Raw genomic sequence first — 19,726 nt, forward strand, 5'->3', positions numbered from 1 at the left:
CGCCGTCCCGCGGCCCGGCCCCACGCCCTACCCTGGAGGCCGTGAGCACTCCCTCCCGCGTCTTCGCCGCGCGCCTGGCAGGTACCGGCGTGTTCGACCCCAACCGCGACCAGGTCGGCAAGGTGCACGACGTCGTCGTCGTCCACCGCTCCACGGGGGCGCTGCGCGCCGTCGGACTCGTGGTCGAAGTGGCGGGCAAGCGCCGCGTGTTCGTGCCGCTCAGCCGCGTGACCAGCATGGACGCCGGCTCCGTCATCACCACCGGCCTCGTGAACATGCGTCGGTTCGAGCAGCGTGCTGGCGAGACGCAGGTGGTCGGGCAGCTGCTCGACCGCAGCCTCCTGCTCTCCGAGAACGACGGCGGCGGCGACGCGCGCCTCGAGGACCTCGCGATCGAGCTGCGCCGCGGTCGCGACTGGGATGTCACCAAGCTCTTCGTCCGCCGCACCGTCGCCGGCGGTCTGCGCTGGCGACGCGGCGAGACCCTCCTGGTCGACGCCGACTCCGTCACCGGCCTGACCGAGCAGCGCCCGGGTCAGGGTGCCTCCGCCCTGCTCGCCACGCTGGAGGGCCTCAAGCCGGCCGACGTCGCCGACGTGCTGCACGACCTGCCCGACCAGCGGCGCCTCGAGGTGGCCTCGGAGCTCGACGACGAGCGTCTGGCCGACGTCCTGGAGGAGCTCTCCGACGAGGACTCGGTCGGGATCCTCGTCTCCCTCCAGACGGACCGGGCCGCGCGCGTGCTGGACGTGATGCAGCCGGACGACGCCGCCGACCTCGTTGCTGAGCTGCCCGCCGAGACCGCCAGGGAGCTGCTCGAGCGCATGGAGCCCGAGGAGGCGGACGACGTCCGCCGACTCCTCGCCTACGGCGAGCACACGGCCGGTGGTCTGATGACGACCGAGCCCGTGATCCTCGGCCCCGAGGCGACGATCGCGTCGGCGCTGGCGCACGTGCGCCGTCGTGACCTCTCCCCCGCCCTGTCGACGCTGGTGTTCGTCGTCCGGCCCCCGCTCGAGACGCCCACGGGGCGCTTCCTCGGCGTCGTGCACCTGCAGGCGATGCTGCGCGAACCCCCGCACGACGCCGTCGGCACCCTGCTCGACCGCGACATCGAGTGGGTGCTGCCCACGGATCCGCTCGGCAAGGTCACGCGACTGATGGCGACGTACAACCTCACGGCCCTGCCGGTCCTGGACGAGGAGCACCGCCTGCTCGGTGCCGTCTCGGCCGACGACGTGCTCGACCGCCTGCTGCCCGACGACTGGCGGGACGCGGACGACGCGCTCACCGACGCGTCGCTGACCCCGGGCGGCGGCCGTGGCTGAGCGCGGCGACCGGTCCGACCGGCTCGACTCCCCGCTGGAGAAGACGGGCGGCCTGTTCGGCCGCCGTCGTCCCTCGCGGAACGGGGGTGTCGACGTCGGCAAGAACGCCGAGGGCATCGCGCGGTTCTTCGGCACCCCGCGCTTCCTCGTCTACATGACGGTGTTCTGCGTGTTCTGGCTGACCTGGAACACGCTGGCACCCGAGAACCTGCGATTCGACAGCTACGCCCTCGGATTCACGCTGCTCACGCTCATGCTGTCGCTGCAGGCCTCCTACTCCGCGCCGCTGATCCTGCTGGCGCAGAACCGGCAGACCGACCGCGACCGCGTCGCTGCCGAGCAGGACCGCCAGCGCACCGAGCGCAACCTCGCCGACACCGAGTTCCTGGCCCGCGAGATGGCCTCGCTGCGGCTCGCGCTGCAGGACGTCGCGACGCGCGACTACGTGCGTGGCGAGCTGCGCGACCTGCTGGAGGACCTGCGGGAGGAGATCCGCGCCGAGCGGACCGACGACGGCGGCACGCCCGGCGCCGCGCCCGGCGACAGCTCTCCCGACCGCCGCCGGTAGCCGACGGCACCGGACGTCCGTTCGCCCCCACCGACCGGTGGGGACGAACCCACCGGTCGGTGGCTGCCGCCGTCGCTGCCGCCGCGCCAGGCTGGATGCATGACCAGCACACCCCCCGCCGTCGTGGTCGACGGCCTGCACAAGTCCTACGGCGACGTCGTGGCCGTCGATGACCTCTCCTTCGAGATCCACCGGGGCGAGACGTTCGCGCTCCTGGGCCCGAACGGTGCGGGGAAGTCCACCACCATCGAGATCCTCGAGGGCTACCGACGCCGGACCGGCGGCGCCGTCAGCGTCCTCGGGACGGACCCCGGCACCGGCGGGCTGGACTGGCGCGCCCGCCTCGGCATCGTGCTGCAGGATCTGCCCGAGGGTGGCGTCCACACGGTCCGCGAACAGCTCACCCAGGCGGCGCGCTACTACCCGCGCCCGCGCGGCGTGGACGAGGTGATCGCCGCCGTCGGGCTCGAGTCCAAGGCCGACACCCGCATCGGGAAGCTGTCGGGCGGACAGCGGCGACGCGTCGACGTCGCGCTCGGCGTCATCGGTCGTCCCGAGCTGCTGTTCCTGGACGAGCCCACCACCGGCTTCGACCCGCAGGCGCGGCACGAGTTCTGGCGCCTCGTCCGCTCGCTCGCCGAGGAGGGCACCACGATCCTGCTCACCACCCACTACCTGGACGAGGCCGAGCAGCTGGCCGACCGCGTCGGCGTCATCATCGGTGGCCGGTTGGCCGACATCGGCCGCGTCGAGGAGATCGGCGGGGCGACCTCGCGCGTCCCTGTCGTGCGCTGGCGGGAGGACGACGGCGAGCTCCGCACCCGTCGCACCGGGGCGCCCGCCGCCCTGGTCGCCGAGCTCGTCGGACGGTTCGACGGCGAACCGCACGAGCTGACGGTCACCCGGCCGACGCTCGAGGACGTCTACCTCGACCTCGTCGCAACGGCGTTGCCGGCGGCGACGTCCTCCCTCGCCGCCGCAGCGACGGAGGTCGCGCGATGACCGCGCTCGCCCTCACCCCCACCCGCATCGCGCACGAGGTCCGCGGCTACGTCCGCCAGGGCGACACGATGCTCTTCACGTTCCTGTTCCCCGTCATCTTCCTCGTGCTGTTCTCGGCGATCTTTGCGGGCGAGGCGGACGCCGGGGGCACCACGATCCCGATGGCCACGTACTTCCTGCCCGGTCTCATCGCCGCGGGCGTCCTGCTGTCGGGCGTGCAGAACCTCGCGATCGACATCGCGATGGAGAAGGGCGACGGTCGGCTGAAGCGGCTCGGCGGCACCCCGATGAGTCCCGTGACCTACCTCCTGGGCAAGTTCGGCCAGGTCCTCGTCACCGCCGTCGCCCAGGTCGCGGCGCTCCTGCTCGTGGCGACCCTCGTGTTCGGCGTCGAGCTCCCCACCGATCCCGCCCGCTGGCTCACGTTCGCCTGGGTCTTCCTGCTCGGTCTGACCGCGTGCTCCCTGCTCGGGATCGCCCTGTCGGCCGTGCCCCGCTCGGGGCGCAGCGCGAGCGCGGTCGTCATCCCGATGGTCACCGTGCTGCAGTTCATCTCCGGCGTGTACGTCGCCGACTTCCAGCTCCCCGACGGCGTCCGCACGGTCGGCGCCCTGTTCCCGCTGGCGTGGATGGCGCGCGGCATGCGCTCGGTGTTCCTGCCCGAGAGCTTCGACGTGCTGGAGCGCGGCGGCACGTGGGGTCTGGGGCAGGTCGCGCTCGCCCTGGTGGTCTGGCTGGTCCTCGGCGCGGTCCTGTCGCGGCTGACGTTCCGCTGGATCAGGCGCGACGCGTGAGAATGGCAGCATGATCGCCTCGAGCCGCTGGTGGACCATCGGCACCGTTGCCGCGGTGGCCGTGATCGGCGTGCTGGTCGTCATCGACCGAGACCCGGACGGCGGCGGCGGTGTCGCGTTCGCGGTGGCAGCCCTGGTGGCGCTCGGAGTGGCGCACGTCGCCTGGGGGTACCGCGCGATCGAGGCCGAGGGGACGTGCAGCGCCCACGCCTACGGCGTCGTCGTGCTCACCCTCGTCGGTCTCGCGTGCGCGGCCTCCCCCACCTCGGCCTTCATCCAGATCGCCGCCTACCCGCTGCTGTGGCGCCTGAGCACCGGCTTCCGGTCGGGTCTGCTCCGGACCGTGGCGCTCGGGGTGGCGGTCGCCGTCGGCACCGGTCTGGGTCCGGGCAGCTGGCTGAACGGGGCCGTGACGGGGGTCGTGTCGGCAGGCTTCTCGATCGCGATGGGGGCCTGGTTCTCGAGCGTCTACCGGTACGCGAACGAGCGCGCCGCGCTCGTGGAGGAGCTGCAGCAGACGCAGGAGGAGGTCCGGGCGCTCGAGCGCGCGGCGGGGGTCGACGGCGAGCGGGCGCGCGTGGCGCGCGAGCTGCACGACACGGTCACCCAGAGCCTCACCGGTCTCGTGATGGTCGTGCAGCGGACGCAGCGCGAGCACGCCGCGACCACGGCCACCGCGGCCACCTCGGCCGACCTCGCCCTCATCGCCGACCTCGCCGCGGGCGCCCTGGCGGAGTCCCGCGCCCTGGTCGCCGAGTACGCCCCGACGGCGGCTCTCGCCGACGCGCTCGCCCGGGTGACCGCGGGATTCGAGCGGGAGACAGGGCTCGCCGTCGTGCTCGACGCGACGCCGTCCGCCCTGCCGCGCGAGCACGAGGTCGTCGTCCTGCGCACCGTCCAGGAGGCTCTGGCCAACGTCCGCAAGCACGCGCACGCGTCGCGGGCCTGGGTCACGGTCGCCGACGGCGAGGGCGGGGTCGCGCTGGAGGTGGGCGACGACGGCGTCGGCCCCGCAGCCGCCCCCGGCACGAGCACGGGGTACGGCCTGAGCGGGCTGGACGACCGCCTGGCCCTCGTGGGGGGCTGGGTGTCGTTCGGACCGCGCGAGCCACGCGGCAGCGTGCTGCGCGCGTTCGTGCCGACGGGGTCGGTTCCGACCACGTCGCCCGGGGGGCACGCGTGACGGCGTCGGGCGGCGACGTCGCCGCCGCGGACGACGACGGCACGCCCCGGCGTGTGCGCGTGCTCGTCGCGGACGACCACCCCATCGTCCGTGCCGGCATCGTCGGTCTGCTCGCGGGCGAGCCGAGCATCGAGGTCGTGGGCGAGGCCGGCGACGGGGCGGCCGCGGTCGACCTCGCCGCCCGGCTGCGGCCCGACGTCGTCCTCATGGACCTGCGGATGCCGGTGCTCGACGGCGTCGCCGCGACCGCTCGCGTCCTCGCCGGGGGTGGGACCCGCCCGCGCGTCCTCGTGCTGACCACCTACGAGACCGACGACCAGATCCTCGCCGCGATCGAGGCGGGTGCCAGCGGGTACCTCATCAAGGCCGCACCGCCCGCCGAGATCGTCGCGGGCATCCACGCCGTCGCCGCCGGAACGTCGCCGCTCTCGCCCAGCGTGGCGACGGCGCTCGTGGCGCGCGTGCGCGAGCAGCCCGTCGCGGACGCGGCACCGGCAGCCGCCGTCGACGTGCGCGCCACGGCCGCTCCCGCCGCAGCTCCCTCCGGTCCCCCCGCCCCCGCCGCCGACGCCCCCACCCTCACCGACCGCGAGCGCGACGTCCTGGCCCTGGTCGCCGACGGCCTGTCCAACCCGGGGATCGGCCGCCGCCTGTTCATCGGCGAGGCCACCGTGAAGTCCCACCTGCTGCGGGTGTTCGCGAAGCTCGAGGTGTCCGACCGCACCCGCGCCGTGACGCGCGCGATGGAGCTCGGGCTGCTCGAGCGACCGGAGTCACGCCGGACCTGACCCGCCGCCCCTGACGGGCCGCCGAGCGCCCGACCTACACTCGAGTGGTGAGCACCGATCCCCGCCTCGACGCCATCCACCAGGCACTCGCGGGCGTGCTGGACCCCGAGATCCGCCGCCCCATCACCGAGCTCGACATGGTCAGGGACGTCAGCCTCGACGGCGACACCGGAGCCGCGGTCGTCGGCGTCGCCCTCACGACGGCGGGCTGCCCGCTGCGCGACACCATCACGAGCAACGTGACCGAGGCCGTCGCCGCCGTCGAGGGGGTCACGAGCGTCGCCGTCGAGCTGACGGTGATGACCGACGACGAGCGCACGGAGCTGCGCACCAAGCTGCGCGGCGGCACGGCCGAACCCGTGATCCCGTTCTCCCAGCCCGGCTCGCTGACCCGCGTCATCGCGGTCGCCTCCGGCAAGGGCGGGGTCGGCAAGTCCACCGTGACGGCGAACCTGGCGGTCGCGATGGCGAAGCAGGGGCTGCGCGTCGGCGTCCTGGACGCGGACATCTACGGCTTCTCGATCCCGCTGATGCTCGGGGTGACGCACTCCCCCACCAAGGTCTCCGACATGATCCTGCCGCCCGTCGCGCACGACGTGAAGGTCATCTCGATCGGCATGTTCGCGGCCCCCGGCCAGCCCGTGGTGTGGCGCGGGCCCATGCTGCACCGCGCACTCCAGCAGTTCCTCGCCGACGTCTTCTGGGGCGACCTCGACGTGCTGCTGCTGGACCTCCCGCCCGGCACGGGTGACATCGCGATCTCGGTCGCGCAGCTCGTCCCCGGCGCCGACCTCCTGGTCGTCACGACGCCGCAGGCCGCCGCCGCCGACGTCGCCGCCCGCGCCGGGTCGATGGCCGCGCAGACGCGCCAGAACGTCGTCGGCGTCGTGGAGAACATGTCCTGGCTGACGCAGCCCGACGGCAGCCGGCTCGAGCTGTTCGGCTCGGGCGGCGGCGAGGCCGTCGCGGACCGGCTGACGGATGCGCTCGGCTACCGGGTCAACCTGCTCGCGCAGGTCCCGCTCGACGTCCAGGTGCGCGAGGGCGGCGACGGCGGCACGCCCGCCGCGATCACGGACGCCGACGGCGAGGGCGTGCGTGCGCTGCGCGGCCTGGCCAAGCGGTTGGCCGTCAAGGAGCGCGGGCTGGCGGGCAAGCGGCTCAGCCTCGACGTGGTCTGAGCCGGCGGCCCGTCACGCGACCGCGCAGGTCGCGCCAGATCGCCTCAGGTCGCCTCGTCGTCGAACGGCGTCGCGCCCCCGGCCGCGACCGCGCCGCCGGACACGGCACCCGCACCGGAGCCGGTCGACGGCGCCGGCCGGCCGGGCGGCGTCGCGGGCGGTTCGGGAGCGACGAAGCGCGAGGCGGGGCGCGCGGCCGGCGGATCGTCCATCAGCGCCTCGCGCACGATGCGACGCGGGTCGTACTGGCGCGGGTCGAGGTCCTTGAGGTCGTCGAAGCTGTCGCCCATCTCCTCGCGCACGCGCTCCGTCGCGCCGCGCGCCAGGTCGCGCAGCTCGCGAACGAGCCGCCCCAGCTGCGCGGCGAACGCGGGCAGGCGTTCTGGTCCGACGACCAGGAGCACCACCACCACCAGGATCCCCAGCTCCCAGGGGTTGGGGAACGAGATCACGGAGTGGAGCTCGCTTCGCCCAGCACGACGAGCACGTCGCGATCGCCCGCGGCCTCGCGGACCGTCAGCGAGACGGTCTCCCCCGGGGCGCGTGCCCGGATCGCGACGATGAGCTCGTCCGGCACGGTGACCGGGGTCCCGTTGATCGCGACGATCACGTCGCCCGGCTGGATCCCCGCCTGCTCCGCGGCGCTGCCGGGAGTGATCGGCTCGACGCCGTTGGCGGCCTGCTCGGCCACCTTGACCCCGACGTCGGTGTAGGTGGAGTCCAGCAGCACACCGATCACGGGGTAGGTCGCGACGCCCTCGGCGATGAGCTGCTCGGCGGTGCGCCGCGCCTGGTTGCTCGGGATCGCGAACCCGAGACCGATGCTGCCCGCAGCGTTCTGCCCCGGCGGCTGCGCGATGGCCGAGTTGATGCCGATGACGCGTCCCTGCGAGTCGAGGAGAGGACCACCGGAGTTGCCCGGGTTGATGGCGGCGTCGGTCTGGATCGCGTTGATGAAGGAGGTCTGCTCGGCGTCGCCCGCCTGCACCGGGCGGTTCAGCGCGCTGACGATGCCGGACGTCACGGTGCCCTGCAGTCCGAGCGGGGCGCCGACCGCCACGACGCTCTGGCCGACCTGGACCTCGTCGGAGTCGCCGAGCGCGAGCGGGACCAGGTCGGTGCGGTCGACCTTGAGGACCGCGAGGTCGTAGTCCGTGGTGATGCCGACGATCTCGGCGGGCGCCTGCTCGCCGTCGCTGAAGACGACGGTCAGCTCGGCGGCGCCGCCGACGGCCGCACCGACCACGTGCGCGTTCGTCAGGATGTGGCCGTCCTCGCGGAGGACGAAGCCCGAACCGCTCGAGCCGGCGTCACCCGCGCGGACCTCGATGGCCACGGTGCTGGGGAGCGCCTGCGCCGCGATCGCGGAGATGTCCATCCCGACGGCGGCCGTGCCGCCGGTCGCATCGGGAGGCGGCGGGACGAGCGTCGAGGGGGTGGACGGCGCCGAGGTCGGGTCCGGCGCCGTCGGCGCGGCACCGTCCGCGATCGGCTCGATGCCGAACCGGGGGGCCAGGACCAGCCCGGTCAGGGTGCCCAGCAGCAGCGCGAGGGTCACGAGCACGACGACGACGCCGGCCGGAACCCCGCGCCGCGTCCGATCATCGGTCGCGGAACGTCGGGAGCGGCGGCCCCGGCGGCCACCGGGAGATCCGCCCGTGGCGGTGGGGGGCGACGGCACGGGACCGGGGCCGCCGTACCAGGAGCCCTGGTCGGGGCTCACGTGCTGACCGCCGGTGTCGAGGGGCCGCGCCGCGGCCTCCTCCTCGGGGGTCGGCCACGGCCAGGCCTGCTGCGGCTCGCGCGTGGGATCAGCCACCGGCGATCACCTGCCAGCCCCGCGTGATGCTCTCGAGCACGCCCGTGGAGCCCGAGGAGTCGAACTCGCCGATGACGGCGAGACTGACGTCGTCGTCGGCCGCGGTGACGGCGACGATCTCGGAACCCGCCTGGGCCACCCACCAGCTGCCGACGAGGTGGGCCTCCAGGTCGCCGATCCGCACGCTGCGCGTGACGGTGACGTCGGTCAGCCCGAGGACACCCTCGGACTCGAGCACGGTGACGTCCTGACCGTCGACCACCAGGTCGACCCGCAGGTCGCCGGTGTCGAGGTCGTGGACGGCGGAGACGCGGGCGCCGTCGGGCAGCGCGTCCGGTGAGGTCCAGCCCGTCGGCCAGACGTCGTCGGCGCGTGCGGTGGAGACGGGCGCGACGCGCGAGGTCGCGACGGCGGGCGCGACGGCGGCCAGCGCTGTCAGCCGCTCGGGCGAGGTCGTGCGCGTGGCCCCGATGGCCATCAGCGAGCCACCCGCCGCGACTCCGACCCCGAGCACCGAGACCGCCGCGACGGCGACGACCCTGACCGTCGCGCGTCGGGTGCGGGACGCGGCACCGCCGGCCCAGGGCGCGGGGGCGAGCTCGCCGCGCAGCGGGCGGGGCGCGTCCTGCTCGTCGGCATCGGTCTCGGGCCGACCCTCCGAGAGCGCCAGGAGCCGGTCCTGCAGCGAGGACGGCACCTCGACGTCGCCGAGCGAACCCGTCACGCGGCGCTGGCGACGCTGCTCGCGCACCGCTGCGGCGCAGTCCTCGCAGCGCTCGAGGTGGGCCTCGGCCCAGGCCGTGCGCGCCTCGTCGAGACTGCCGTCGGCGAACGCGCAGGCGTCGGCGCCCAGGTGCCCGAACGGCCCGATCACTGGGCCGGCCTCGGCGTCAGGCGCGGGAACGACGAGCCGCGGCGGTCGCTGTCGACCGACGCCGCGGTCTCCGCCGGCGAGCGGTGCGCCAGCGAGGTCCGCAGCCGTGCGCGGCCCCGGTGGATCCGCGAACGCACGGTGCCGAGGGAGATGTCGAGCACGTCGGCGATCTCCTCGTACGTGAGGTCCTCGATGTCGCGCAGGACGACGGCGGCGCGGTACTCGGGCGGCAGGTCGTCGAGCGCCGCCTGGATGTCGACGTCGAGGTTGCCGATCTCGAAGCCCCGCTCGGGCTCGTCCGCGCGCGCCGCGCGGGGGGCGTCGGCGTCGTACTCACCCAGGGCGGACGTCTTGTTACGAGCCTTCCGCCGCACCTGGTCCAGGAACAGGTTCGTCGTGATGCGGTGCAGCCAGCCCGCGAACGTCCCGGGCGTGTAGGAGTCCAGCGAGCGGAAGACGCGGAGGAAGACCTCCTGCGTCAGGTCCTCGGCGTCGGCCACCTGGCCCGTCAGCCGGTAGGCGAGCCGGTACACCTGGGGCGTGTACTGGCGCACGATCTCGTCCCAGGTGGGCGGGTGCCACTCCTCGGCCTGCACGGATGTCCTCACGTCGATGGTCACCAGAGTCTACGGCGTCGGGCACGTCCCGACCGCGTCCGACGTCGGCGACACCTACGATGGCTGCAGACGAGAGGAGCCTCATCATGGCGGGAGCCGAGAGGGCCGACAAGGCCCAGAGCTGGGCCTACACCGAGGACCTCGTCCTCGAGCCCGAGGCCGCGGCTGCGGCCCGGGAGCGCGCGGCGGAGTTCGGCATCGACGCGGTCAGCCCGGCGACCGGCGCGCTGCTGCGCGTGCTCGCGGCGGCGAGCTCGGCGAGGCACGTCGTGGAGATCGGCACGGGCACCGGCGTGAGCGGTGTCTGGCTGCTCGCCGGGATGGCGCGCGACGGCGTCCTGACGACGATCGACGTCGAGGTGGAGTACCAGCGCGAGGCTCGCCGGGCGTTCGCGGCGGCCGGGGTGCCGTCCTCGCGCACCCGCACGATCGCGGGGCGGGCGCTCGACGTCCTGCCGCGCCTCGCCGACGGCAACTACGACCTGGTCCTGCTGGACTCCGACGTCGCCGACCTCGGCGACCTCGTCCAGCAGGCCCGACGGTTGCTGCGCCCGGGAGGCACGCTCGCCGTCACCCGTGCCCTCTGGTACGACCGCGTCGCAGACCCCGCCCGCCGCGACGCCGACACGGTGGCCGTGCGCGAGCTCGTGCGCCAGCTCAACGCCGACGAGGACCTCGCGGTCTCGCTCGTGCCGAGCGGCGGCGGACTCCTGGTGGCCGTCAAGCGCTGACGCGGCGGCTCGCTGATCGGCCGGGTGCCGGTCAGCGAGCGCGCAGCCACCCCACGAGGAGCCGGACGCCGAAGCCCGTCGCCCCCTGCGGCACCTCGTGCCGCGCCTTCGGCGATCGGGCGGGTCCGGCGATGTCGAGGTGGATCCACGGCAGCCCGTGCGCGAACCGCTCGAGGAACAGCGCCGCCGTCACGGCGCCCGCCCGCATCGTCGGATCGGTCGTGACGTGGCTGACGTCGGCCACCTCGGAGTGCAGCGCGGCGGCGTAGTCCGCCACCAGCGGCATCCGCCAGACCCGCTCCCCCGCGGCCTCGCCGGCGAGGACGAGGGCTGCGGCGTCGTCGTCCTGCGGCGTGAAGAGCGCGGCGTGCGTGCGGCTCAGCGCGGAGGTGGCCGCCCCGGTGAGGGTCGCGACGTCGACGAGCACGTCGGGCCGCAACGTGTCCGCGGTCCAGGCCAGCGCGTCCGCCAGGACCATCCGACCCTCGGCGTCGGTGTTGCCGATCTCGACGCTCGTGCCGTCCCAGGTCCGGATCACGTCGCCCGGCCGGTAGGCGGCACCGCCGAAGGAGTTCTCCGCCAGGGGCAGCACCGCGACGACGCTGTGGCCGATCCCGAGGCGCGCGGCGGTGACGACCGTGGCGAGCGCGACGGCGGCCCCGGTCATGTCGGTCTTCATGGGCACCATCGACTCGCGCGGCTTGAGCGCCAGGCCACCGGTGTCGAACGTGATGCCCTTGCCGACGACGGCGATCGTGCTCGCGTCACCGGTGCGTCCGGCGCCGGCGCCGGCGTCGGTGCCGGTGCCGGCGGTCGACGGCTCGTAGGTCACCACGACCAGGCGCGGCGGCGACGGCGACTCGGCCCCCACCGCGATCACGGAGGCGAACCCGTTCTCGGCGAGCCAGCGCTCGTCGTGGACCTCGACGGTCAGCCGGCCCTCACCGGCGGCGAGCTCCACGGCCCGGTCGGCGATCCACGCGGGTGTGGCGACGTCGGCGGGCGTGGCGGCCAGCACGCGGGCGATCATCGTGCCGCGGGCGAGCGTCTCGCCGACGTCGACGCTGCGGGTCACCCGCGCGGCGGCCGTACCGGCGGCGAAGGTCAGCGAGGTCAGTCGTGCGGGCGGGGAGGCGGCCTTCCGGCGGAACGCCGACGCCGTCGCCAGCAGCGCACCCTCGACGACGGCGGCGGCGCCCGGCACGTCGTGACTGCCCCGTGGCCGACGCACCTCGAGTCCGACCGTCGTCAGCACGCGTCCGGTCACGGCGCGCGCCATGGCCGCCCCCGCGGTCCGCAGCGCCGCGGGACCGGAGTCACCGACCCCCACGAGCACGAGACGTCGCGGCAGCGGCGACCAGATCGAGGAGCCCGCCAGGAGCTTCGGCAGCGGGACGACGACCACGTCGCCCGCGGCACCCGTCGCCCCCGTCAGCTCGGCGAGGTCCGCGAGGTCGATGCCGTACATGGCCGCGGCGTCGGCGGTGCCGGCACGCGGCTGGACGCCCTCCTCGTCACCCCCGGGGGCGACGGGGACGGCGACGGCGTCCCACTCGCCCTCGAGCGCGGCACGCGAGAGGGACAGACCCAGGACCTCGGTCCCGGGAAGGGTCACGCCGAGCTGCTCGACCACGGCCGCTGAGTGGGGCCAGGTCAGCCGACGACGCCGGCGAGGGCTTCCTTGAGCGCGCTGGCCTCGTCGGCCTTGAGCTCGACGACCAGGCGGCCGCCACCCTCGAGCGGCACGCGCATGACGATGCCGCGGCCTTCCTTGGTGACCTCGAGAGGTCCGTCACCCGTTCTGGGCTTCATGGCGGCCATCGTTGCGGATCCCTCCGTCGTTGTCGGCGAACCTGCTGGTCAGCCGTTGCCGACGATGACCCCCTGGTCACCCTGGCGGGTCCATTGTAGGACACCCTGGCCCGCTCCCGCGTGGCACGGGCGCGCTCCCACGCGCACCAGGACGCGACGGACCTGTGAAGGCGCTGTGCGGCGCCGACGCTAGTCGGCACCCTCCGCGGCGGCCTCCGCCGTCGACTCGCGCTCCTGCCGCGCGAGCTCGGCCGCCACCTCGGAGACGATGCGAACCGCCTCGGCGGGCGAGTCGACCACGTGCAGGAGGTCGACGTCGTGGTCGCCGACCAGCCCGCGCTCGCGGACGGTGGCGCGCAGCCAGTCGAGCAGGCCGCCCCAGAACGCCGTCCCGACCAGCACGATCGGGAACTGGCGCACCTTGCCGGTCTGGACGAGCGTGATGGCCTCGAACAGCTCGTCGAACGTGCCGAAACCACCGGGCAGGACGATGAAGCCGGAGGCGTACTTGACGAACATCGTCTTGCGGACGAAGAAGTACCGGAAGTTCACACCGAGGTCGACGTAGGCGTTCATCCCCTGCTCGAACGGCAGCTCGATCCCGAGCCCGACCGACACGCCGCCCGCCTCGTGCGCGCCCTTGTTCGCGGCCTCCATGAGGCCGGGACCGCCGCCGGTGATGACCGCGTAGCCGGCGTCGACGAGCTCGCGTGCGACCTCCTCGGCGAGCACCCACTCCGGCTCACCCTCGCGGATGCGCGCCGAGCCGAACACGCTCACCGCCGGGCCGAGCTCGGCGAGCGCGCCGAAGCCCTCCACGAACTCCGACTGGATCCGCAGCACGCGCCACGGGTCGGAGTGCACCCAGGCGCCGTCGTCCGTCCCGAGCAGGCGCTCGTCCGTGGTGGTCGCGGGCACCTGCTCCCCGCGCAGGGTCACGGGGCCCTTCTGGTAGGTGCGGCGGTTCGTGCCGGAGATGCTCATCAGCGGTGCCTTCCGGGTCGGGGGCGTCCGGCGTCGCGGCCGGGCGCGGGGTCGGGTGCGGGTCGGGTGCGGGTCGGGTGCGAGGGGTCAGTCTGCCGCGCGCTCGGGCGCGAGCCACGCACGCAGCGCCGTCGCGACGGCGGTGATCTGCGCCGTCGGGCAGCGCTCGTCGTCCGCGTGCGCGAGGTTGGGGTCGCCCGGGCCGAAGTTGACGGCGGGCACGCCCAGCGCGGAGAAGCGGGCCACGTCCGTCCAGCCGTACTTCGGGTTCACCTCGGCGCCGGTGGCCGCGACGGCGGCTGCGACGAACGCGGCGGCGACGGGGTGGTCGAGCCCGGGGCGGGCGCCGGGGGCGACGTCCGTGACGGTGACGGTCGCGCCGTCCAGCCCGGCCAGGGCGTCGGCGAGGACGGTGCGGACGTACGCCTCGGCGTCGTCGGCGCTGCGCGAGGGGGCGAAGCGGTAGTTCACGGTGACGACCGCGGCGTCGGGAATCATGTTCCCGGCGATGCCGCCGCCGATGCCGACGGCCCCCAGGCCCTCGCGGTAGTCGAGCCCGTCGACGGTGACCGTCTCGCTCTCGTGGGCCGCGAGCGCCGCCAGCACGGGGGCGAGGTCGTGGATCGCGTTGTGGCCGCGCCAGGCGCGCGCCGAGTGGGCGGTGCGCCCCGCCGTCGCGACCTCGAGGCGCATCGTCCCGTTGCAGCCGCCCTCGACGTGACCCGCCGTGGGCTCGCCGAGGATCGCGAAGTCGGCCGCGAGCCAGTCGGGGTGGTGGCGCGCGATGCGGCCCAGCCCGTTCAGCTCGGCCTCGACCTCCTCGTGGTCGTAGAAGGCGTAGGTGACGTCGACGGCGGGTTCGGTGACCGTGGCGGCCAGGTGGAGGGCGACGGCGACGCCGCCCTTCATGTCGACGGTCCCGCGGCCCCACAGGACCTCGCCCTCGGCGGCGGACGCGGTCCGCACCTGCGTCGGGAGGTTGCCCTGGACCGGGACGGTGTCGATGTGACCGGCGACGACCACGCGGCTGGCGCGGCCGAGCGAGGTGCGTGCCAGGACGGCGTCGCCGTCGCGCAGGACCTCGAGGTGCGGCAGGGACCGCAGCGCGACCTCGATCGCGTCGGCGATCGCGGCCTCGTCACCGCTCACGGAGGGGATGTCGCACAGGAGGCGCGTGAGCTCGACGGGGTCGACGGTCCTCAGGTCGGGCAGCATGGCGGTCGCGTGGGTCACTCCTCGACCCTACGCGGGAGCCGTGGGCGGCGCGGGTGGCGCGAGGTGGACGACGTCGCCGTCCCAGTGCTCCCGCAGCCACCGGTCGTGCGAGGCGAGGACGACGGCGCCCGGCCACGCCCGCAGCGCGGCGAGCAGCTCGTCGACGAGGGCCAGGGCGAGGTGGTTGGTCGGCTCGTCCAGCAGGAGCACGTCGGGCGCCTGCGCGAGCAGCATCGCCAGGACCACGCGGCGCCGGGTGCCGACGGACAGGTCGGCCACGGGGCGGCCGAGGTCGCGCGGCGCGAGGAGACCGTAGGCGTCGACCGGGCGTTGGTCGTCGGACGAGGTCGTGCCCGGGTGCTGGACGAGCGTCAGCAGGTCGCGCGGCGTGCGCCGCTCACCCGCCAGCGCGAGGTCCTGCTCGAGCAGGCCGACCCGCACGCCGTGCATCGTGCCGACGTGTCCGGACGCCGGCTCGAGGTCGCCGGCGAGCGCGTGCAGCAGCGTGGACTTGCCTGCCCCGTTGCCCCCCGTCAGCAGCAGCCGGGAGCCGGCCGTCAGCTCGATGCCGGGGACTCCCGCGGCGGGGAGGTCGAGCCTTCCCGGCACGACGACGTCGCGCGCCCAGGCGAGCAGGCCGCCGGGCGCAGGGGTGTCGGAGGCGCTGCCCGACGTGCCGCTCGTGAGCGAGGCCGGCATCGACAGGCGCAGCGCCGGCCGAGGCTTGCGCACCTGGTCGCGCTCGAGGTCGGCGAGCCGGCCTGCGGCGTCGCGCACACGGCGCGAGACGGTCCGCTCGACGCGGGCGCCCTTGAACCGGGTGATGAACTTGTCGTTGTCGGTGGGGCCGCGCCCCGGCGCGACCTGACGAGCCGTGACGGCGACGGTGTGGCGCAGCTGGGTGATCTCCTCCTGCTCGGCCTCGTACCGGGTCTGCCACGCCGCGCGCGCGGCGGCCCGCGCGGCCACGTGATCGGTGAACGTGCCGCCCGTGAGGACGATCCCGGCCGGTTCGCCCACCGCGCGGGCGGTGGGGTCGAGGTCGGCGATCTCGGTCGCGACGGCGTCGAGGAAGGCTCGGTCGTGGCTGGCCATGAGCACGGCGCCGGTCCCGGCACGCAGGACGCCGGCGAGGAAGTCCGCGGCGTCGTCGTCCAGGTGGTTGGTGGGTTCGTCGAGCAGGAGCGCGCTCGGGCTGCGCACGAGCAGCGCGGCGAGGTGCAGGCGCGTGCGCTGCCCTCCGGAGAGCGTGCCGACGGCGCGCTCGGGGTCGTCCAGCACGACGGCGAGCCCGAGGCCGCCGAGCATCGCCCCCGCGCGGGCGTCCGCGTCCCAGACCTGGGCGGCCTCGGCCGCCGCCAGGGCGCGCTCGTACCGGGCGGTCGCGCCGTCGTCGCCCGCCGCGAGCGCCTCGCCCGCGGCGTCGAGCTCGCGCTCGATCGCCCGGACGGCGGCGAGCGCGTGCTCGACCACGCGACCCGCCGGGGTGTGCCCGGCGTAGGGAAGCTCCTGCGCGAGGACGCCGAGGTCGTCGGGCCGGGCGACGGTGCCGGCGTCGGGCACGAGGTCGCCCGCGAGCAGTCGCAGCAGCGTGGACTTGCCAGACCCGTTCTCGCCGACGAGCCCGGTGCGGTGGCCGGGGTCGACCTGCAGCGTGACGTCGGTCAGGACGGGGTGGGCGGCGCCGTCGCCCGGGTGGGCGAACGAGACGCCGCGGGCGGCGAGGACGGGGCCGGACGGGGTCGTCCGCGTGGACGAGGGGGGTGGGAGCGGTGCTGGCACGGAACCTGCCTGAGGTGTCGAGGGGACTCGGACGCGGGGCGGATCAGCTGAGCACGCCCCCACGCTAGGCGGCCCTTCCCGGGCCGTCGACCTCATTTCCCCGCCGCCAGGTCCTCGGCCGCCCACTCCCCCCTCGCGAGAGCGACCCGTGCGTCGTGGGAGCGACCGGAGACACGTCGCTCCCACGACGAACAGGTCGCCCTCGCGGACTGTCCCCACGGTCGTCGGAGGGGACCTTCGTCCACGAGCTCTGCCGCCGGGGTCGTCCGGGTGCGCTTCGGGCTGCACCGTGGGGAGATGACCAGCGGGGTGATCAGGCGAGAGCTGTACGACGGGCTCACCTCCCCGGTTCGAGGTGAACCGATCGCGCCCCCGACCCTCCCCACCCTGTGGCGGACGGGTGAGGCGTGGCGCGGACGCGTCGAGGCGGCCCAGCGCTCGGGGAGGGCCGAGCGGGTCCGACGCGGGCTGTACGGGCCACCGTCCTCGCCGGCAGCGGGTGACGACGCGCTCCTGGCAGCGATCGTGGCCGTCGGATCGCGGATGTCGACGGCGTTCGCGATCAGCCACCGCAGCGCCGGGCTCCTCGCCGGGCTCTGGGTGCCTCCCCGCCACGACGCTGTCGTCGAGGTCACCCAGGTCGGTCCGATCTCCTCGACGGCCCACGCCGACGTGACGCTCCGTCGGTACCGGTCCGACCTGCCGCACGACGAGATCCGTGACTTCCTCGGCCTGCCTGTGACCTCCGTCGAGCGAACAGCCGTCGACTGCGCCCGGACGCTGCCCCTCGCCCGTGCCCTGGCCGTCGTCGACTCCGCCCTCGTCATCGGAGCCGACAGGGGTGAGATGGAGCGCATCCTTCATCGACTCCGGGGTCGCCGAGGCGTGCGAGCCGCCCGCGAGATCGTCGCGCTCGGTCAGCCCACCGTGGGTTCGCCCGCCGAGAGCGTCGTTCGTGCGGAGATCGTCGCGGCGGGGCTCCCGGTGCCCTCGACGCTGGTCGTCGTCGACACCCCGGGCGGCGCGTTCGAGCTCGACATGGGATGGATCGACCAGAAGGTCGGGGTGGAGGTGCACGGTCGCGGGAAGTACCTCCGCGGCGCCGACCCCGTGTCCGAGGCGGTTCGTCGTGAGCACGTCTTCGAGGCCGGGTGGTCGGTGGTCGACGTGCGCACCGGTCAACCGGCCTGGCACTACCTCCCGCGCGTACGACGCGCCCTCGAGGCGCGAGCGTGACTGCGACGCCCCCGCCCCCGCTCCCGCTCCCGCTCCCGCGAGAGCGACCCGTGCGGGCTGAGGACGACCTGGGGCGGGTCGCTCTCAGCGCCCTCGGGTCGCTCTCGCCGTCGGAGGAGGTTCGCTCGCGGCGGGGCGGGGCGGGGCGGGGCGGGGCGGCGCGGCGCGGCGCGTCAGTCGGTCAGTCGGGCGTGCAGCTGGCGCGCACCCTCGGCGATCGAGCCCGACAGCGACGGGTAGATCGTCATCGCGCTCGCGAGCTGGTCCACGGTCGTGCGCGTGGCGACGGCGAGCGTCAGCACGTGGATCAGCTCGCTGGCGCGCGGCGCCACGACCACGCCGCCCAGCACCGAGCCCGAGCCCTCGCGGGAGACGACCTTGACGAACCCCTCGTGGATGCCGAGCATCTTGGCGCGCGGGTTGCGCGCGAGCGGCACGGTGGTGACGCGGGCGTCGTGCGCAGCGGCGTCGACCTCGCTGACGCCGACCGTCGCGATCTCGGGAGAGGTGAACACCGTCGCGGGCACGCGGCGCACGTCCAGCGGGGCGACGGCGTCGCCCAGCGCGTGCCACATCGCGATGCGGCCCTGGGTCGCCGCGACCGACGCGAGCGGGAGCACGCCCGTGACGTCACCCGCGGCGTAGACGCCGCGCACCGTGGTCCGCGAGACGCGGTCGACCACGATGTGCCCGCTGCCGGTGGTCGCGACGCCCGACCCCGCGAGACCGAGGCCGGCGGTGTTCGGGATGCCGCCGACGGCGAGCAGGCAGTGCGACCCGAGGACCTCGCGCCCGTCGTCGAGCGTGACCACGACGCCGTCGCCCCGCCGCTCGACGCCCGCGGCGCGCGAGCGCGACAGCACCTCCATGCCCCGACGGCGGAACGCGTTCTCGATCAGCTCCGCGGCGTCGGCGTCCTCACCCGGGAGCACCCGGTCGCGGCTGGAGATGAGCACCACGTCGACGCCGAGCGCGCTGAACGCGCCGGCGAACTCGGCACCCGTCACCCCGGACCCGACGACCACGAGCCGCTCGGGCATCGCGTCGAGGGAGTAGACCTGCGTCCACGTGAGGATGCGCTCGCCGTCGGGAATCGCCGTCGGCAGCTCCCGCGGCGCGGCACCGGTGGCCAGGAGGACGACGTCGGCGTGCAGCTCCTCCTCGTCCTCCCCCTCGCCCGCGACCACCACGGTGTCGGGCGACGCGAGCCGACCCGTGCCGTCGACGATCCGGATGCCCTGGCGCTCGAGGTTCGCGCGGATGTCGCCGGACTGCTGCTTCGCGAGCGCCAGCACGCGCGCGTTGACCTCGCCGAGGTCGACCTCGAGCGCCGCGTGCCGCAGCTCGCCCATGTGGATGCCGAGCTCGTCGGCGCTCTCCACGAGGGCGCGCCACTCCGCCGTGGCGATGAGGGTCTTGGAGGGGACGACGTCGGTCAGCACCGCCGCGCCGCCCATCCCCTGCCGCTCGACCAGCGTCACGTCGGCCTCGAGCTGGGCCGCGACGAGCGCCGCCTCGTAACCACCGGGGCCACCGCCGACGATGACCACCTGGCTGCCGCGCCGGGTCGAGGACGGGCCGCGGTTCGACGTCCCGGGGTTGGTCGCGTTCGGGACGTTCGTCGTGCTCCCCGAGCCGTCGGCGGACGCTGCCGGAACGGCCGGTGCCGTCTCCGGCGCCGGAGACGCGGCAGGCGCGGTGGTCGAGGTGGTCGGCGTCGCTTCGGGTGTCGTTGACGTCATGCGCCCATTGTGGCGGCTCGCGGCCACCGGGCGCTCCCACCCGCGCTCGCCCCGTCCCAGGTCCTGGCGA

The 19,726-nt window shown here is 74.8% G+C and carries 19 protein-coding genes; 9 read left to right on the forward strand and 10 right to left on the reverse strand.

Annotation, left to right across the window (positions count from 1 at the left end; translation table 11 throughout):
- Nucleotides 1–41: 41 nt before the first annotated feature.
- The 7 genes from SERN_RS01895 (at nt 42) to SERN_RS01925 (ending at nt 6,844) form a co-directional block, all read left to right on the forward strand.
- Nucleotides 42–1,328 (forward strand): magnesium transporter MgtE N-terminal domain-containing protein, encoded by a 1,287-nt coding sequence (locus SERN_RS01895; protein WP_135848422.1) that lies wholly within the window; start codon nt 42–44, stop codon nt 1,326–1,328.
- Complete coding sequence (locus tag SERN_RS01900; RefSeq protein WP_135848423.1) at nt 1,321–1,896, forward strand: DUF1003 domain-containing protein; 576 nt, start codon at nt 1,321–1,323, stop codon at nt 1,894–1,896. Before SERN_RS01895 ends, SERN_RS01900 begins: the two co-directional genes overlap by 8 nt.
- Nucleotides 1,897–1,995: 99 nt before the next feature.
- Nucleotides 1,996–2,898, forward strand: a complete 903-nt coding sequence (locus SERN_RS01905) for an ABC transporter ATP-binding protein (RefSeq protein WP_135848424.1) — start codon at nt 1,996–1,998, stop codon at nt 2,896–2,898.
- Nucleotides 2,895–3,692 carry an ABC transporter permease gene (locus SERN_RS01910; RefSeq protein ID WP_135848425.1) on the forward strand — a complete coding sequence of 266 codons (798 nt, stop codon included), beginning with the start codon at nt 2,895–2,897 and terminating at the stop codon, nt 3,690–3,692. The genes SERN_RS01905 and SERN_RS01910 overlap by 4 nt, the downstream gene beginning before the upstream one ends.
- Nucleotides 3,693–3,702: 10 nt before the next feature.
- A complete protein-coding gene (locus tag SERN_RS01915) occupies nt 3,703–4,875 on the forward strand; it encodes a sensor histidine kinase (protein WP_135848426.1) in 1,173 nt (390 codons plus the stop codon).
- The gene (locus SERN_RS01920) at nt 4,872–5,663 is read left to right on the forward strand and encodes a response regulator (RefSeq protein WP_135848427.1); all 792 of its coding nucleotides are present in this window, start codon (nt 4,872–4,874) and stop codon (nt 5,661–5,663) included. Before SERN_RS01915 ends, SERN_RS01920 begins: the two co-directional genes overlap by 4 nt.
- 44 nt (nt 5,664–5,707) lie before the next feature.
- Nucleotides 5,708–6,844, forward strand: coding sequence for an Mrp/NBP35 family ATP-binding protein (locus SERN_RS01925; RefSeq protein ID WP_135848428.1), 1,137 nt, complete (start codon nt 5,708–5,710; stop codon nt 6,842–6,844).
- A gap of 44 nt (nt 6,845–6,888) precedes the next feature.
- Here the strand turns inward: SERN_RS01925 and SERN_RS01930 are convergent, their stop codons facing one another.
- Genes SERN_RS01930 through sigE form a run of 4 tightly spaced genes read right to left on the reverse strand, consistent with a single transcriptional unit; the run spans nt 6,889 to nt 10,157 of the window.
- Entirely contained in the window at nt 6,889–7,296 is a 408-nt protein-coding gene (locus tag SERN_RS01930) for a twin-arginine translocase TatA/TatE family subunit (RefSeq protein WP_233251403.1), read from the reverse strand.
- Nucleotides 7,293–8,663, reverse strand: coding sequence for a S1C family serine protease (locus SERN_RS01935; RefSeq protein WP_199241474.1), 1,371 nt, complete (start codon nt 8,661–8,663; stop codon nt 7,293–7,295). The genes SERN_RS01930 and SERN_RS01935 overlap by 4 nt, the downstream gene beginning before the upstream one ends.
- Nucleotides 8,656–9,537: an anti-sigma factor family protein gene (locus tag SERN_RS01940; RefSeq protein ID WP_135848429.1), complete on the reverse strand. Its 882-nt coding sequence runs from the start codon at nt 9,535–9,537 to the stop codon at nt 8,656–8,658. The genes SERN_RS01935 and SERN_RS01940 overlap by 8 nt, the downstream gene beginning before the upstream one ends.
- A complete protein-coding gene (gene sigE, locus SERN_RS01945; protein ID WP_233251404.1) occupies nt 9,534–10,157 on the reverse strand; it encodes an RNA polymerase sigma factor SigE in 624 nt (207 codons plus the stop codon). Before sigE ends, SERN_RS01940 begins: the two co-directional genes overlap by 4 nt.
- Nucleotides 10,158–10,240: 83 nt before the next feature.
- Here sigE and SERN_RS01950 point away from each other — a divergent pair, with 83 nt between their 5' ends.
- Nucleotides 10,241–10,885, forward strand: a complete 645-nt coding sequence (locus tag SERN_RS01950) for an O-methyltransferase (protein WP_135848430.1) — start codon at nt 10,241–10,243, stop codon at nt 10,883–10,885.
- 31 nt (nt 10,886–10,916) lie between these two features.
- Here SERN_RS01950 and SERN_RS01955 read toward each other — a convergent pair whose 3' ends face one another.
- The 5 genes from SERN_RS01955 to SERN_RS01975 form a co-directional block, all read right to left on the reverse strand.
- Nucleotides 10,917–12,518, reverse strand: coding sequence for a leucyl aminopeptidase family protein (locus SERN_RS01955; RefSeq protein WP_135848431.1), 1,602 nt, complete (start codon nt 12,516–12,518; stop codon nt 10,917–10,919).
- Nucleotides 12,519–12,538: 20 nt separating this feature from the next.
- Nucleotides 12,539–12,706 (reverse strand): DUF3117 domain-containing protein, encoded by a 168-nt coding sequence (locus SERN_RS01960; RefSeq protein WP_135848432.1) that lies wholly within the window; start codon nt 12,704–12,706, stop codon nt 12,539–12,541.
- A gap of 180 nt (nt 12,707–12,886) precedes the next feature.
- A complete protein-coding gene (locus tag SERN_RS01965; RefSeq protein WP_135848433.1) occupies nt 12,887–13,681 on the reverse strand; it encodes an LOG family protein in 795 nt (264 codons plus the stop codon).
- 87 nt (nt 13,682–13,768) lie between these two features.
- Nucleotides 13,769–14,896 carry a succinyl-diaminopimelate desuccinylase gene (gene dapE / locus SERN_RS01970; protein WP_135848974.1) on the reverse strand — a complete coding sequence of 376 codons (1,128 nt, stop codon included), beginning with the start codon at nt 14,894–14,896 and terminating at the stop codon, nt 13,769–13,771.
- A 27-nt stretch (nt 14,897–14,923) separates the two neighbouring features.
- The gene (locus SERN_RS01975; protein WP_233251405.1) at nt 14,924–16,678 is read right to left on the reverse strand and encodes an ABC-F family ATP-binding cassette domain-containing protein; all 1,755 of its coding nucleotides are present in this window, start codon (nt 16,676–16,678) and stop codon (nt 14,924–14,926) included.
- 297 nt (nt 16,679–16,975) lie between these two features.
- On the opposite strand from SERN_RS01975, the gene SERN_RS01980 reads away from it, so the two are divergent.
- The gene (locus SERN_RS01980; protein ID WP_135848435.1) at nt 16,976–17,914 is read left to right on the forward strand and encodes a hypothetical protein; all 939 of its coding nucleotides are present in this window, start codon (nt 16,976–16,978) and stop codon (nt 17,912–17,914) included.
- 173 nt (nt 17,915–18,087) lie between these two features.
- On the opposite strand, the gene SERN_RS01985 is transcribed toward SERN_RS01980, so the two are convergent.
- Complete coding sequence (locus SERN_RS01985; RefSeq protein WP_135848436.1) at nt 18,088–19,656, reverse strand: NAD(P)H-quinone dehydrogenase; 1,569 nt, start codon at nt 19,654–19,656, stop codon at nt 18,088–18,090.
- Nucleotides 19,657–19,726: the final 70 nt, after the last annotated feature.

The sequence above is a fragment of the Serinibacter arcticus genome, from assembly GCF_004786095.1.
In the GTDB taxonomy this organism is placed as follows: domain Bacteria; phylum Actinomycetota; class Actinomycetes; order Actinomycetales; family Beutenbergiaceae; genus Litorihabitans; species Litorihabitans arcticus.

What these genes read in the sequence shown, in the direction of transcription:
- SERN_RS01965 (WP_135848433.1), bottom strand. Translation starts at nt 13,681, where the DNA reads ATGAGCATCTCCGGCACGAACCGCCGCACCTACCAGAAGGGCCCCGTG.
- SERN_RS01950 (WP_135848430.1), top strand. Translation starts at nt 10,241, where the DNA reads ATGGCGGGAGCCGAGAGGGCCGACAAGGCCCAGAGCTGGGCCTACACC.
- SERN_RS01910 (WP_135848425.1), top strand. Translation starts at nt 2,895, where the DNA reads ATGACCGCGCTCGCCCTCACCCCCACCCGCATCGCGCACGAGGTCCGC.
- SERN_RS01985 (WP_135848436.1), bottom strand. Translation starts at nt 19,656, where the DNA reads ATGACGTCAACGACACCCGAAGCGACGCCGACCACCTCGACCACCGCG.
- SERN_RS01980 (WP_135848435.1), top strand. Translation starts at nt 16,976, where the DNA reads ATGACCAGCGGGGTGATCAGGCGAGAGCTGTACGACGGGCTCACCTCC.
- SERN_RS01960 (WP_135848432.1), bottom strand. Translation starts at nt 12,706, where the DNA reads ATGGCCGCCATGAAGCCCAGAACGGGTGACGGACCTCTCGAGGTCACC.
- SERN_RS01915 (WP_135848426.1), top strand. Translation starts at nt 3,703, where the DNA reads ATGATCGCCTCGAGCCGCTGGTGGACCATCGGCACCGTTGCCGCGGTG.
- dapE (WP_135848974.1), bottom strand. Translation starts at nt 14,896, where the DNA reads ATGCTGCCCGACCTGAGGACCGTCGACCCCGTCGAGCTCACGCGCCTC.
- SERN_RS01905 (WP_135848424.1), top strand. Translation starts at nt 1,996, where the DNA reads ATGACCAGCACACCCCCCGCCGTCGTGGTCGACGGCCTGCACAAGTCC.